This window comes from Collinsella sp. CLA-ER-H10 (genome assembly GCF_040092475.1).
In the GTDB taxonomy this organism is placed as follows: domain Bacteria; phylum Actinomycetota; class Coriobacteriia; order Coriobacteriales; family Coriobacteriaceae; genus Collinsella.
The window spans coordinates 77,081-91,414 of sequence record NZ_JBBNLM010000002.1; the positions used below are offsets into that span (position 1 = coordinate 77,081).

The following is a 14,334-nucleotide window of genomic DNA, read 5'->3' on the forward strand; positions in this document are numbered from 1 at the left end:
AAAGAAGGGGCCTCGCACAGGCGAGACCCCTTCACACGCAAAATCAAACGTGTCTGTTACACATAGAACAGAATGTCGTCGTAGGTCGGGACCGGCCAGTAGTCAGCGGCCACAATCTCCTCCATGGCATCCACGGCGGCGCGCAGCGTATCCATAGCGGGAACGACCTCATGTGCATACACGTTGGCCTGCTCCTGGCCATCGAGAGCCTCGGCCTTCTGATGCACGGCGTCGAGCGCCTTGATGGAGTCGTTGATGGTGGTGATGCCGTTGCAGAGCTTGTTGAGCGTGTTCTGCTCGCACTGCATGGCGGCCTCCGCACCAGCGGCACGAATAGTCTCAAGGCCCTTAGCGACCTTGGTGGCATAGGCGGTAATGACCGGGCGATAGGTACGACGCGCCTCGCGAACCATCGTTGTGGCCTCGATGTTCATGAGCTTGTTGTACTTCTCGAGCTTGCAGTCGTAGCGGCACTGGGCCTCGGCCTTGGTCAGGACACCCGTCTCCTCAAAGAGCGCAATGGCCTTATCGGAAACAAAGGCGGGCAGGGCGTCGGCCGTGGTCTTGTTGTTGGCAAGACCGCGCTTCTCGGCCTCAACGGGCCACTCGTCGGAGTAGCCGTCACCGGAGAAAAGGATGCGCTGGTGGTCGGTCAGGACCTTCTTGCAGTACTCGAGCGCGGCGTCCTGGAACTCATCCTCGGGCGTACCCTCAAGCGCGTCGGCGAAGGACTTGAGCGACTTGGCCACGGCGGCATCGAGCACCAGGTTGGAGTCGGAAACGTTCTGCTCGGAACCGCAGGCACGGAACTCGAACTTGTTGCCGGTGAAGGCAAACGGGGAGGTGCGGTTGCGGTCGGTGTTGTCCTGCATCAGCTTGGGCAGGGTATCGGCGCCCAGGTCGAGCACGCCGCGCGTGGCATGGACGGAAGCCTTGCCATCGATGATCTTCTCGACGACCTCGGTAAGCTGGTCGCCCAGGAAAATGGACATAATCGCCGGAGGAGCCTCGTTGGCGCCCAGACGATGATCGTTGCCGGCCGAGGCAACGGAGGCACGCAGGAGCTCCTGATAGTTATCGACGGCCTCGATCACCGCGGTGAGGAAGACGATGAACTGCAGGTTGTCGAGCGGGGTGTCGCCCGGGTCGAGCAGGTTCTCGGACTCGGTGCCAAGCGACCAGTTGTTGTGCTTGCCCGAACCGTTGATGCCCTCGAAGGGCTTCTCGTGCAGCAGACAGACCAAGTCGTGGCGGGAGGCGATGAGCTTCATCTTCTCCATCATGACCAGATTCTGGTCGATGGCCTCATTGACTTCGCCATAGACGGGGGCGAGCTCATGCTGGCAGGGAGCAACCTCGTTGTGCTTGGTCTTGGCGGGAATGCCAAGCGCCCACAGTTCATCGTCCAGGTCCTTCATATAGGCCGAGACGGTGGGGCGGATAGCGCCAAAGTAGTGCTCCTCGAGCTCCTGGCCCTTGCAGGGAGCAGCACCAAAGAGGGTGCGGCCGGTGATGACCAGGTCCTTGCGCTTGCGGTAGGCGTCCTTCTTGATCAGGAAGTACTCCTGCTCGTCGCCCACGGAAGGAACGACCTTCTTGGGGGTCTTGCCAAACAGCGCCAAAACGCGCTTGGACTCACGCGAGAGCGCGGTCATGGAGCGCAGCAGAGGGGTCTTCTTGTCCAGGGCCTCGCCCGTGTAGGAGCAGAAAGCCGTGGGGATGCACAGGACATCGTCCTTGATAAAGGCGGGGCTAGTGGGGTCCCAAGCGGTGTAGCCACGGGCCTCGAAGGTAGCACGCAGGCCGCCGTTGGGGAAGCTCGAGGCATCGGGCTCGCCCTGGATGAGGTTCTTGCCCGTAAACTTGGTAATGGCGGTGCCGTCGTGGTTGGGCTCCAGGAAGCTGTCGTGCTTCTCGGAAGTAATGCCCGAAAGCGGCTGGAACCAGTGCGCGTAGTGCGTCGCGCCCTTGGAGATGGCCCAGACCTTCATGGCATGGGCAACGGCGTTGGCCACATCCAGGTCGAGCGGCTCACCGCCCTCGAGGGTTGCAGCAAGGCGCTTCCAAATGTCCTTGGGGAGGTAGTCCTTCATGACTTCCTCAGAGAACACCATGGTCCCGAAGCGGTCAGTAAGTTCGGCCATACGGAACTCCCTTCGTATCGGCACCGCGTGAGAAGCGGTGTTGATTACTAACGAACGAGTCATAGATTAGGCTCGTCGTGTTTCCGCAACATTACCGTTATGTTGCTGTCACGAAACCAATCAATGAGGTTACCGCATCGCGGCGGCATTGCCGCCCTCAACAGCCAATCAACTGTATAAATTGCAGACCTCTCCCCATGGTTTAAGGGTAGTCAATTTGGGATGGGGCTCTATTAACTGGTATTTCGCATCAGGTACCAGTCTTTATAGCCCCATCCTAGATTGACCGCTCTGCTATAGGGAATGTCGATAGCAAGGCATCTTTGATTGGTATCCCCGAATAGCGAGTGAAACTCCACCGTGACACAGTGGTGCTGTAGAATCCTTACAACACATCACCCTATCAAGTATCTAAAGGAGCACGATATGCGCGTCGACGAGGTTTTTAAGCAGGCAGCATCCCGGGGCACCGCACCCATTTCGTTTGAGATGTTCCCGCCCAAGGGCGAGCTTACCCTCGACACGGCTCGCGAGGTGGCAGGCAATCTGTGCAAGCTTTCGCCGAGCTTTGTCTCGGTCACCTGCTCGGCCGGCGGCTCGGGCAACGGTGCCACCACCGCCCCCATCGCGCATATGATTACGAGCGAATTCGATACACCCTCGGTGGCACACCTTACCTGCGTTGGCCGCTCGCACGCCGATATCGCCGCCAAGATCGACGAGTATCGCACCGCCGGCGTTGAAAACATCCTGGCCCTGCGCGGCGATCTTCCTGCTGGCGCGACCGAGGACGACAAGCCCGCCTCGGACTACGCCTACGCCCGCGACCTCATCCCCGAGCTCGTCGACGCCGGCTTTTGCGTGGGCGCCGCAGCCTACCCCGAGGGCCACATTGCCTGTGAGGACCTCAACGCTTCGGTCGAATACCTCAAGCAAAAGCAAGATGCCGGCGCGAGCTTCTTTGTGACGCAGCTCTTTTTTGATAACGAGTGCTTCTACCGTTTTCGCGAGCTTGCCGACAAGGCCGATATCACCGTGCCCATCACCGCGGGCATCATGCCGTTTATGGGCAAGTCGCAGATCAGCCGCATGGTCTTTATGTGCGGCGCATCGCTGCCCTCCCCCGTCATCAAGATTCTCGCCAAGTACGAGAACGACCCCGAAAGCCTGCAGGCAGCCGGTGTAGAATATGCCGCCCGTCAGCTTTACGACCTTAAGGAGCACGGTGTCGCCGGTCTGCACCTGTACACTATGAATCGTCCTGCAATCGCCGCAACCATTATGGAGCGCCTGGGGTAATGGAAAAACCGCACATCGATACAACCGCTGTCGAAGTGCCGGCCGACCTTGCGTCGCCGGCGCTTTATCGTATCGATGCTGCCCATCATCCCCGTGTCGACCGTGCCGAGATGCTGCGGTATCTGGGCTACGGCGGCCAGCAGATTGAGCCCGAGCTAGCACAGCGTATTGAGCTTGTCGTTGAACGTCTGGAACTGGACATTGAGCCCCGTGGCGTGCGGCGCGTGTTTACCGTCGATGCTACAGGCGTGGACGAGCAGGGAGAGCCCAGCATCCGTCTGGTCGGCACCAACGTTGAGCTGCGCGGTCGCGATATCTATCGCCATCTCAAAGACGCCCGCTTTGCCGCGCTCATGGCATGCACCCTCGGCATGGACGCCGAGCGTCGCCTGCGCACCACGGGAGCCCAGCAGCCCCTGGAGGGAGCCGTGCTCGACGCCGCATGCTCTGCCTATGTAGAAGCCGCCGTCGAGCAGATGGACCAGCAGGTCAAGGCTGCGGCCGCCGCACACGGACTCGCCGGTAACTGGCGCTTTAGCCCCGGCTACGGCGACTGCCCGCTTACGGCCCAGCGCTCGATCGTGGCTGCGCTCAACGCCACGCGGCTCATCGGGCTTACCGTCACCCCCACCAGCCTACTCATGCCCACAAAGAGCGTGACCGCGGTGATCGGTCTGTTTGACGGCGAGGTCCACGACGCCCAGAGCCGCCCCACCTGCAATATCTGCCGCATGCGCGAGCACTGCCGCTTCCGCGCCGCCCACACCACCTGCTATTCCAGCCATTTGGGGACGGGGTAGAAATGGTAGATTTAGCGCTTGACTTTTGCCGTATTGTGGATCGGTTTATAGCGGAATCGCAATACGGTAAGCCACTGACACGCAAGCATCGTTGTCAAGCTTTATTTCTACCATTTCTACCCCGTCCCCAAATGGCAGGTTAGGAGCTCATTGATGTTTACTCCGCTTATCACTCATGATCTGGACGGTGCCGCGTTGGCGGCGCCCGTTGATGCCGCACGCCGCAATGGCGCCACGTACAAGACGCGCACGATCGACGACCTTCGCATTAAGGACGATCGCCTGCGCGCCGCCATCGAAGGCACGGGACACCTGCTGTTCGACGGTGGCATGGGCACCATGCTGCAGGCGGCCGGCATGAAGGCCGGCGCCCTGCCCGAGCTGCTCAACTTCGAGGAGCCCCAAGTCATTACCGACATCCAGCGTCAGTACGTCGAGGCCGGCTGCGACGTGATCACCGCCAACACCTTTGGCGCCAACGCCCACAAGCTCGACGGTGCCGCCACCGTGGCAGATGTCTTTGCCGCCGCTGTCGCCTGCGCCCGCGCGGCCGGCGCCCGCTACGTCGCCGGCGATATCGGCCCCATCGGCGCGCTGCTTCGCCCCTTGGGTACCCTCAGCTTCGACGAGGCCTATGATCTCTTTGCCGAGGAGGTGCGCGCCAGCGTCGCCGCGGGCGTCGACCTCTTTATTATCGAGACCATGACCGACCTTGCCGAGATCAAGGCGGCGGTCCTTGCCTGCCACGAGAACTCCGACCTGCCCGTCTTTGCCACCATGACCTTTGAGGAAGACGGTCGCACGTTCCTGGGCACAAGCCCCGAGGTGGCCGCCATCACGCTCGATGCCATCGGCGCCGACGTTTTGGGCATCAACTGCAGCCAGGGACCGGCCGAGCTCCGAGGGCTCGCCGCACGCATGCTCACCGTTACCGATAAGCCCGTTATGGTGCAGGCCAACGCAGGACTCCCCCGCGTGGACGACGACGGTAACACCGTCTTTGACATCCAGGCTCCCGAGTACGCCAAGGCCGTCGCTGGCATGATTGCCGACGGCGTAAGCGTTGTGGGCGGCTGTTGCGGAACCACGCCGGCGCACATGGCCGCCCTGCGCACGCTTATCGACAATCACACGCCCAGCCCGCGCCACCGCAAGCCCAGCATGTCGGTCACGAGCGCTCAGACGGTCGTGGACCTTCCCTGTGACGGTCACAAGATTGCCGTCATCGGCGAGCGCATCAATCCCACCGGCAAAAAGCGCCTGCAGCAGGCCCTGCGCGACGGCGACCTGGGCTACGTCGTAAGCCAGGGCATCAGCCAGCAAGAGCAGGGTGCCGATATCCTGGACGTCAATGTGGGCCTGCCCGAGATCGACGAGGTCCAGGTCATCCAGCAGGCCACCGAGCAGCTCCAAGGCTCCACGCTCCTGCCACTGCAGATAGACTCCACCGACCCCGCGGCCGTCGAGGCCGCCGTGCGCCGCTATGCCGGCAAGCCCATCATCAACTCGGTCAATGGCAAACAGCAGATCATGGATGAGATCTTCCCGCTGGTCGCCCACTACGGCACCAACGTCGTCGGCCTCACGCTCGACGAAGGCGGCATCCCCGATACCGCCGAGGCTCGCTTTGCCATCGCCGAGCGTATCGTGGCCGAGGCTGCCCGCTACGGCATCGGCCCGGACCGCATCCTCATCGACTGCCTGGTCATGACCGCCTCGACCAATCAACGCCAGGCCGAACAGATTCTGCGCGCCATGTCCCTGTGCAAGGAGCGCCTGGGCGTCAAATGCGCGCTCGGCGTGTCGAACATCAGCTTTGGCCTGCCTGCCCGCCCGCTGCTGGGATCGGTCTTTTTGGCCGCCGCCTTTGGCGCGGGTCTCGATGCCCCCATCATGAACCCGGGCTCCAAGCGCTTTATGGACACCGTCTACAGCTATCGCGTGCTGAGCGTTGAGGACGAGGGCTCGACCGGATACATCGAGCGCTACGCCGGCTGGACCGATCCGTATAAGATCGCCGCAAACCCGGCGGCGGCTCAGGCAGTATCGACCGACACCGTTCCCGCCGCCGGCACCGCCGGCTCCGGCGGCAACGACGACCCGATTCGTCGCATGGTCGTCTCGGGCCGCAAAGGCGAGATCGCGGCGGAGACCGAGCGTCTGTTGGCAGACCACGACGCCATGGACCTCATCAACAATCACTTTATCCCCGCCCTCGACGAGGTGGGCGTCCTCTTTGACCAGGGCAAGTTCTTCTTGCCGCAGCTTATGGCCTCGGCCGAGGCCGCGCGCGTGGGCTTTGACACCATCAAGCGGCTGATGCCCGCCGGCGAGATTGCCGACAAGGGCAAAATCTGCGTGGCCACCGTTAAAGGCGACATCCACGACATCGGTAAGAACATCGTCAAGATGCTGCTCGATAACTACGGCTATACCGTCTTTGACCTAGGCCGCGACGTCGACCCGCAAGAGGTGCTCAAGACCGTACAGGAGCGCGACATCAAGCTCGTCGGCCTCTCGGCGCTTATGACCACCACCGTCGTGGCCATGGAAGAGACCATCAAACTGCTTCATGCCGAGGTGCCGGACGTCAAGATCATCGTAGGCGGCGCCGTACTCACCCCCGAATACGCCAAGCAGATCGGCGCGGACTACTACGCCAAGGACGCCGCCGAAAGCGCTCGTATCGCCGAAGAGGTCTTTGGGCAGTAACACAACGGAAACAACCGAGTACCAAAACGTGCCGCGCGCGCCATTTGGCACGTGCGGCACGTTAGAATAGAAAAGACTATGCTCGTTTTGGCAGATAGGAGCGCAAGGATGGCGATCACGCCCGCAGAAATCGCGGAAACCCGCGGCATGGTTGAGGAGCAGAACCTCGACATCAGGACCATCACCATGGGTGTTTCGCTCATGGGTTGCGGCGACGAGAACCTCGACCGCATGTGCACGAAGATCTACGACCACGTGACGCACACGGCTGAGCACCTGGTCGAGACCGCCGAGAACCTCGAGCGCGAGTACGGTATCCCCATCGTCAACAAACGCGTTTCCGTCACCCCGGTGGCGCAGATCGCCGCGTGCTGCAAGGATGAGGACCTCACCCCCATCGCGCATGCCCTCGACCGCGCGGCCGAGACGCTCGGCATCGATTATCTGGGCGGCTTCTCCGCACTCGTCCAGAAGGGCATCGGCGACGCCGATCGCCGCGTCATCCAGTCCATCCCCCAGGCGCTCGCTACCACGAGCCGCGTCTGCTCCAGCGTCAACGTCGCCAGCCTGCGCGCCGGCATCAACATGGACGCCGTGCTTATGGCCGCCCAGACCATCATCGATGCCGCCAAACTCACGGCCGACCAGGATTCCGTCGGCGCTTCCAAGTTTGTTTGCTTTGCCAACATGGTCGAGGACTCCCCGTTTATGGCGGGCGCCGTCCACGGCGGTGGCGAGGCCGACGCCGTCATCAACGTAGGCGTCTCGGGCCCCGGCGTTATGGCCGCAGCCCTGGAGACACTGCCCGATTCCGCATCGATGATGGAGGTCGCCGAAAAAATCAAGCAGACCGCCTTTAAGATCACCCGCGCCGGCGAGCTCATGAGCCGCGAGGCCGCCCATCGCCTGGGTGTCGAGAAGGGCATTGTCGACCTGTCGCTGGCTCCCACGCCCGCCATCGGCGACTCCGTCGCGCGCATCCTCGAGATCATCGGCGTGGGCACCTGCGGTGGCCCGGGCACGACCTGCGCGCTCGCCATGCTCAACGATGCCGTCAAGAAAGGCGGCGTCATGGCCAGCTCCAGCGTGGGCGGTCTCTCCGGCGCCTTTATCCCCGTGTCCGAGGATGCCGGCATGATCGCCGCTGTCGAGGCCGGTGCGCTTTCGCTCGAGAAGCTCGAGGCTATGACCTGCGTGTGCTCCGTCGGCCTGGACATGATCGCCATCCCCGGCGACACCCCGGTCGAGACCATCGCCGGCATCATCGCCGACGAGATGGCCATCGGCGTCATCAACAATAAGACCACGGCCGTGCGCGTGATTCCCGCTATCGGCAAGGGCGTGGGCGACTGTGTCGAGTACGGCGGTCTGTTTGGCCGTGCACCCATCATGCCGGTGAACCCCAACGCCGGCACCGTGCTTGCCCACCGTGGTGGACGCTTCCCGGCACCGCTGAACTCGCTGAAGAACTAGCTGAGGAGGACTGGCGAGGAGCCCCGGGGAGGGCAAATATATAAGGTCGCCTGCTCGGACAGTCCTGATTCGCACGGAGAGCACATTAAGTGCTCTCCGGCTCGTGCGGAACTCGCGATCGACCTTATATATTTGCCCTCCCCGGGGCTCCCGCACAACGGGACCTCAGTTGGATTCTATCCCGATTGCAGTCGCTTCGCTCCTGCACCACTTGGCTGGTGCGGCGGTTTGGCATTGGAACGGTTCTTTTTCTGATATATGCTGGTTGCGGCTCTTCTTTTGGGAGGGGCCGCTTTTTTGTTGCTAGGAGGTTGGCCCGTGGTTGATGGGGATGCTCGCTCTGAGCTTCTTTCTGCTGATTGGAATGGCGAATGGATGCGTCTGCAGGCCGCTCGGCATCGGGCTGATGATTCTTTTGAGTGGGATAAGCGGGCTCGGCATTTTCGTCCACTGGAGACTGCCCCGTATGCTCGGGATTTTATAAAGCTGTTGGCGCTTGAGCCTGGTGAGTCGGTGCTCGATATGGGGTGTGGGGCTGGGTCGATTGCTATTCCGCTTGCTCAGGCTGGACATCCTGTGATTGCTGCTGACTTTTCTCCTGCTATGTTAGGCACGCTTGATGCTGGCATTGAGTACTATGGGCTCGAGGATTGCATTACACCGCTTGAGCTTGCTTGGGATGATGATTGGGATTTGGTTGGACCGGTCGCAAAAGCGGTGGATGTTGCCTTTGCCAGTCGCTCTGTCACCACGACCAACCTAAAAGGCGCACTTGCCAAGCTTGATCGAACGGCTCGTCGGCGTTGTGCCGTTACGATGGTCGCCAACTCGAGCCCGCGTTATGACCTGCACTTGATGAATGCCATCGGCGCCTCGGTTACCTGCAGCAATGGTTTTGTGTACGCCTTTAACATCCTTATTCAGATGGGTGCACTGCCACAGGTCACGTATTTTGAATCACCCCGCCGCGACACCTTCGATAGTCTCGAGGCAGGCGTGGCAGACTTTTCTCGCATGCTCGAGCACGGCAACGAGGACAAGATCGACCGCCTGCGCAACTATATCGCCCACCACATGATCGAGAACCCGCATGCCGGTGAGCCGGGATCCAAGGGCGTACCGCAGGGACGCTACATGCTCGACCACATCCGCAAAGTCCGATGGGCGTTTATCGCCTGGGAGCCGGTCTCCGTACCCCGCCCGTAGCCCATCTAAAGCTTGCATCGTCTTCCCGCCCGGCATCCGCATTCTTTGCGAACTGGGCAAACATGCCCCACACCGTGCCGTTCCTGCGCTATCGTGGGACAGCTCACGTAGATTAAGGCCCCATTGCGGGGCGCCCCATACATAGAAAGCGAGAACCCATGGCACTGACAGGAGCCCAGGTCAAGCAGCTTCGCAGCATGGCCCATCACCTCAACCCCGCCATCATCATCGGTAAGTCCGATGTCAACGAGGGCACCGTCGAGCAGACGGTCGCCTACCTGGAGAAGCACGAGCTCGTTAAGTGCTCCGTGCTGGACGGCTCCAGCCTTTCTGCCCGCGAGGCCGCCGAGGAGCTCGCCGAGCGCTGCCACGCCGACGTCGTTCAGGTTATCGGCCGCAAGTTCTCGCTGTATCGCGAGTCCTCGCGCAAGGATATCGAGAAGATCAAGCTCGTCTAAAACCGACTGGCCATACCGAGTAGCCTGCGGGCGTCCGAGTGATTCGGGCGCCCGTTTTTTATCGCTCGACAAGCACGCGCTTGAGCCTGCCTTCGACCAGGCGCTCATACAGGCGCCTTGTCTCGGGCTCGGGCACGCCTTGAACCTGCTCTCGCAGGTGGTGCATGTGACCGCTGTATAGCTCGACAACATCGCGGCGTCGTCCCGCCGCACCGTAAACGCGCATGGCACAGCGAACCATGTCCTCGCGCGCAGTCTCTTGGCGAAGCCCCGATTCAACGAGCCAAATTGCCGATTGCAGGTCATTTTCCTCGAGAGCGGCATTCGCTCCCCTAATCATGCAGTCGATGTACTTGGATTGCATAATGTGGCGCATGCGCGTAAAAAACGTGGGATTGCAACCGGTGGGAACATACAGCGGCCCCGCGTAGAGCTGCTCAACCTTAAGACAAAGCTCAACCAGGTGAGGGCCTCTCGCGCCCATACGGTTTCCCAGGATCTCGCGGCTCAGCTGGTCAAAGAGCCTTACATCGGTCTTAACGTAGTCGCCGTTGAGCCCTATGCACTCGTTTTGGATGAGCACGCACGACTTGCCATCCGGCGTTGGACCCAAAGCCGAGCGCAAGCGCGATACCGTCGAATACAGATTGTTGCGCGCCGCGCTAAACTCGGCATGGGGCCACAACTCCATGGCGATTGTCTCGCGGTCGACCATGGCATCCATGCCCAACGCGAGCCGCTCGGCAAGTGTTGCCGCCTTTTTGCGACGCCACATCTTATCCGTGATGGGAAAGCCGTCGCGCTCGGCGCGAAATGTGCCAAACATGCGCATCTCAATATGGCCGATCGTATCGACAGCCTCAACCTCGCCCGCCTGGAACAGGTGCTCGCTTTCGCCCTCAAAATCATCGCGTAGTGAATACCGCGACAGTTCACGCACCGGAAGCTTCTTGCGAATCCTGACGGCAGGCTCGCCCAGACAATGCATCGCAAGACGTGCGAACAGCCGATACGATGGGTCTAAAATCCCCGAGCGATTCATAGACATCCAAGCGGCAAGATCGCTATCGCGGCCCGCAGCGGCCAAATGCAGTGCCACGATCCAGGCTTCTGAGCCGCCGACCTGTGTCTTGCTAATATCGAGCAGTTCTGCCTCTTCGCGAACCGATACCAGCGACGTATTGCGCAGGTACGCCACGCGCTCAAGCAGCAACGCGTTTTCGCGCATGTACGCAATCGATTCGTCGGCGAGCTTGAGCACCTGAACCGCACGGAACTTCGCGTTGACCGGCCGCCCCTCCGCCAGCGATTGCCAACCCTCCAGCAATAACCCAAACAGCTGAATTTGATTGTCACGAACACGCACCGCAAAGCGGTCGAGCTCGCCAAACGCCACATCGTCGGTCACGGGCAAGCCCGCGAGCAGGCGCCGCGCCGCGAGCACCATACGCAGCCAAATGGATGGTGCCTTAAGCCCGCGGATATCGAGCGCCTCGAGTATCTGCGCCATCTTGTCATCGCGCTCGTCGGGTTTAGCAAACGAGCCGTCGAACAGCTCCACCAGCATATGGTCGGCCTGTATGAGAATCCCCGCGATGTCGAGCTCGCAATCATAAGCTTTGCACGCCTTGAGCTTCGCGAGAACATTGCCGTCTTCCGCTCGCTCGGTTAGGTGGCGCTTGACCTCGATATGCGCGGACAGCATGTCGAGCACCTCGCAGGATGTCTGTTCTTGCACAACAGGGTTGGCGGGAAGCCCCAGGTCATTGTCGCCGTAAAAGGCGATAGTAAGCGCCTGGGCTATTTTCCAGGTAGCGGGGTCGACCTCGCGGGCCGCCTGGTCACCCGCACGTTCGATAACGGACGCCATATACCTTGCCAGCTTTGTATTGCACACGCTGACAGCCGCCAGATACACGCCGAGTGCCTCGGCGGCTGTCGGCTCTTGCTCCTGCTTTTCCGCATTGATCATCGCCGACGCCGCACGGCAAATGTCCCCTCCATGCCCGGTCAGGGCAAGATCGGCCCCATACTGCCCGGCAAGCTCCAACACCACACGGCGGTCCAAGAACGCATCGGCCAGGTCCATGGCCAAATCGCATCGGGCCGCCTTTATCAAAATGCGAGCAGCCCGCGATACTAGTTCGGGACGGATCTCGGCAACAAGCTTTCGCAGCCTCAGGCGCGCGTTGTCCTTAGCGCCCAAACACCTAAAGGTGCGATCAGACGGATCCACGCCAAAAATCGGATAATCGCGCACAAAGATAGACTGGTCGACCATCGAAAGCCTCACACCGCACGCCTCTAGCTCCGCAATGCGGCCCTCGCCCATCAATACCATCAAGCAGGCAACGGTAAACAACAGGTTGTTCTCGAGCGATGCGAGATCGGCCAGCGCCGCACCGTACACGTTGACGATTTCGTTTTCGAGCAACCCGGCAACATCGCCCTGTCCATACATCCCCGTCTGCAAGGCAGATACCAGCTCTGGCACACCTTGCGTGAGCCGATAAAAATCGAGCGATGTGCTGATAGAGAACGCCGTGGCCCATGACGAATACTCATAGGCGTGCACCTTGAGCATCTGCGCATTGACTTTTACAGAATCGCCCAGCCCGTGGATAAGCAATCGGTTGGAGGGGCGGCAGGCAATAAAGACCCCCGTCCCCGTAGCACGTAAGCTGCGGATTCGATCGATGAGGTCCTCGGTTTCGTGCTGCTCGAGATTGGGCACGTTGTCGATCGCAACGAGCGAATGAGGTTTGTCCTTAAGCTCATCGGCGACAACCTCGAGCTGCATAAAGAGCTCGCGTCCAATCGCGCGGTCGGCCCCGATAATCCGAACCGGCCCTCGCGTGGGGTCCGATTTAACCTCCTACACGTATTGCAGCAACACCGACGTCTTACCAAACCCATCGGGCGCGTAGAGCAAAACAATTCCCGCCTTGCGCCCTTTAACGATGAGCTCGTTCATCAAGCGATCGCGCCGCACCATATAGCCGCCGCCCGTCGGCATCAACTCGAGGTCGTCCGTATTGCCCAGATCGTTTACCATGCTTGCTCCTCAACTCGACCATATGGACACCGTAGCTGCAGGACCATATGAGCCGCCCCGTGAATAGCGCGACTTAGAGTTTTTAATTGTCTGCCGGTACGTGTTTGGCAAGTTTTTGTACAGCGAGGCCCGATGGTAACTTATCCCCCGACCAATAGGTCTTTGCGCAGGTCAATGCGTTTGCCAGCATGTCCCATCCCATTTGCAGTGTAGCGCAGTCGGCTATTTTTATTTGAGTTGCGCAACTCGCCTACTCCTCGCTACCGCCTGCGACTCTATGGTGGCAAATGTGCATAGAATCTGCTATAGAATGAATCACAAAAATTTAAAACCCTCCAGTCAAGCACGCGGCAAGGTTTCCGTCATGTATACGCCACGGCGTATGTCCACTAAAAAGGCCCCCGCAAAGCGAGGGCCTTTTGAGAAACTATGTAAGATCGCTTGATCGCGTTACTCGCAGAGCGAAAGAGCGGCCTCGTCAGCAACGACAACGCAGTTGGTGTGCAGCTGCAGGATCGAAGCCGGGCATTTGGGCGTAACCGGACCATAGCACATATCGTGCACGGCCTGAGCCTTGGCCTCGCCGTTGGCGACAACCAGGATCATGCGGGCATACATGATGGTCTGGGTGCCCATGGTGTAAGCCTGACGGGGCACGTCATCGATGCTGTCGAACAGGCGGCTGTTGGCCTGAATGGTGCTCTCGGTGAGGTCGACGCAGTGCGTACCCTTGGAGAAGTGGTCATCGGGCTCGTTAAAGCCGATGTGACCGTTGTTGCCAATGCCGAGCAGCTGCAGATCCGGGTAACCGGCGGCAGCGACGATCTTGTCGTACTCGGAGCAGGCAGCGGCGGCATCGGGGTTGGAGCCATCGGGCACGTGCGTGTTGTTCAGATCGATATTGATGTGATCGAAGAAGTTCTCGCGCATAAAGTAGTGATAGCTCTGGGGATCGTCGTGCGAAAGACCACGATACTCGTCCAGGTTATAAGTGCTGACCTCGGCGAAGTCGACGTCACCCTTCTCGTACCAAGCGGCGAGCTGCTTGTAGGCGCCAATCGGGGTGGAGCCAGTGGCAAGACCCAGCACGCAATCGGGCTTGAGGATAACCTGGGCCGAGATGATATTAGCGGCCTTGCGGCTCATATCCTCGTAGTCTTTAGCTTTAATGATTTTCATTACGCGTC

At 60.4% G+C, this 14,334-nt stretch carries 10 protein-coding genes; 6 read left to right on the forward strand and 4 right to left on the reverse strand.

What is annotated here, in order from left to right; all coding sequences use genetic code 11:
* Positions 1 to 56 precede the first annotated feature (56 nt).
* Entirely contained in the window at positions 57 to 2,144 is a 2,088-nt protein-coding gene (locus tag AAAX36_RS01835) for a glutamine synthetase III (protein ID WP_118205277.1), read from the reverse strand.
* Between the two features lie 426 nt (positions 2,145 to 2,570).
* Here AAAX36_RS01835 and AAAX36_RS01840 point away from each other — a divergent pair, with 426 nt between their 5' ends.
* The 6 genes from AAAX36_RS01840 to AAAX36_RS01865 all read left to right on the forward strand — a co-directional run bounded on the left by AAAX36_RS01840 (position 2,571) and on the right by AAAX36_RS01865 (position 10,092).
* Positions 2,571 to 3,443: a methylenetetrahydrofolate reductase gene (locus AAAX36_RS01840; protein ID WP_349073802.1), complete on the forward strand. Its 873-nt coding sequence runs from the start codon at positions 2,571 to 2,573 to the stop codon at positions 3,441 to 3,443.
* A complete protein-coding gene (locus AAAX36_RS01845) occupies positions 3,443 to 4,243 on the forward strand; it encodes a hypothetical protein (protein ID WP_349073803.1) in 801 nt (266 codons plus the stop codon). The genes AAAX36_RS01840 and AAAX36_RS01845 overlap by 1 nt, the downstream gene beginning before the upstream one ends.
* Positions 4,244 to 4,396: 153 nt before the next feature.
* On the forward strand, positions 4,397 to 6,955 hold the full coding sequence (locus AAAX36_RS01850; protein ID WP_349073804.1) for a homocysteine S-methyltransferase family protein: 2,559 nt from the start codon (positions 4,397 to 4,399) through the stop codon (positions 6,953 to 6,955).
* Positions 6,956 to 7,063: 108 nt separating this feature from the next.
* Positions 7,064 to 8,428, forward strand: coding sequence for a PFL family protein (locus AAAX36_RS01855; protein ID WP_035136908.1), 1,365 nt, complete (start codon positions 7,064 to 7,066; stop codon positions 8,426 to 8,428).
* A gap of 375 nt (positions 8,429 to 8,803) precedes the next feature.
* Positions 8,804 to 9,634, forward strand: coding sequence for a methyltransferase domain-containing protein (locus AAAX36_RS01860; RefSeq protein ID WP_349073853.1), 831 nt, complete (start codon positions 8,804 to 8,806; stop codon positions 9,632 to 9,634).
* Between the two features lie 158 nt (positions 9,635 to 9,792).
* A complete protein-coding gene (locus tag AAAX36_RS01865) occupies positions 9,793 to 10,092 on the forward strand; it encodes a YhbY family RNA-binding protein (protein ID WP_117839974.1) in 300 nt (99 codons plus the stop codon).
* A 58-nt stretch (positions 10,093 to 10,150) separates the two neighbouring features.
* Here the strand turns inward: AAAX36_RS01865 and AAAX36_RS01870 are convergent, their stop codons facing one another.
* From AAAX36_RS01870 to nagB, 3 genes are all read right to left on the reverse strand, one after another.
* Entirely contained in the window at positions 10,151 to 12,892 is a 2,742-nt protein-coding gene (locus AAAX36_RS01870) for a BTAD domain-containing putative transcriptional regulator (protein WP_349073805.1), read from the reverse strand.
* Positions 12,893 to 12,967: 75 nt separating this feature from the next.
* Positions 12,968 to 13,147 (reverse strand): hypothetical protein, encoded by a 180-nt coding sequence (locus AAAX36_RS01875; protein ID WP_349073806.1) that lies wholly within the window; start codon positions 13,145 to 13,147, stop codon positions 12,968 to 12,970.
* Between the two features lie 450 nt (positions 13,148 to 13,597).
* Positions 13,598 to 14,326, reverse strand: coding sequence for a glucosamine-6-phosphate deaminase (gene nagB / locus AAAX36_RS01880; RefSeq protein ID WP_117839976.1), 729 nt, complete (start codon positions 14,324 to 14,326; stop codon positions 13,598 to 13,600).
* Between the last annotated feature and the right edge of the window lie 8 nt (positions 14,327 to 14,334).

Bases quoted from the DNA above. Each gene is read 5' to 3' on its own strand.
- AAAX36_RS01835 (WP_118205277.1), bottom strand. From the start codon at position 2,144: ATGGCCGAACTTACTGACCGCTTCGGGACCATGGTGTTCTCTGAGGAA.
- AAAX36_RS01840 (WP_349073802.1), top strand. From the start codon at position 2,571: ATGCGCGTCGACGAGGTTTTTAAGCAGGCAGCATCCCGGGGCACCGCA.
- AAAX36_RS01845 (WP_349073803.1), top strand. From the start codon at position 3,443: ATGGAAAAACCGCACATCGATACAACCGCTGTCGAAGTGCCGGCCGAC.
- AAAX36_RS01850 (WP_349073804.1), top strand. From the start codon at position 4,397: ATGTTTACTCCGCTTATCACTCATGATCTGGACGGTGCCGCGTTGGCG.
- AAAX36_RS01855 (WP_035136908.1), top strand. From the start codon at position 7,064: ATGGCGATCACGCCCGCAGAAATCGCGGAAACCCGCGGCATGGTTGAG.
- AAAX36_RS01860 (WP_349073853.1), top strand. From the start codon at position 8,804: ATGCGTCTGCAGGCCGCTCGGCATCGGGCTGATGATTCTTTTGAGTGG.
- AAAX36_RS01865 (WP_117839974.1), top strand. From the start codon at position 9,793: ATGGCACTGACAGGAGCCCAGGTCAAGCAGCTTCGCAGCATGGCCCAT.
- AAAX36_RS01870 (WP_349073805.1), bottom strand. From the start codon at position 12,892: ATGCAGCTCGAGGTTGTCGCCGATGAGCTTAAGGACAAACCTCATTCG.
- AAAX36_RS01875 (WP_349073806.1), bottom strand. From the start codon at position 13,147: ATGGTAAACGATCTGGGCAATACGGACGACCTCGAGTTGATGCCGACG.
- nagB (WP_117839976.1), bottom strand. From the start codon at position 14,326: ATGAAAATCATTAAAGCTAAAGACTACGAGGATATGAGCCGCAAGGCC.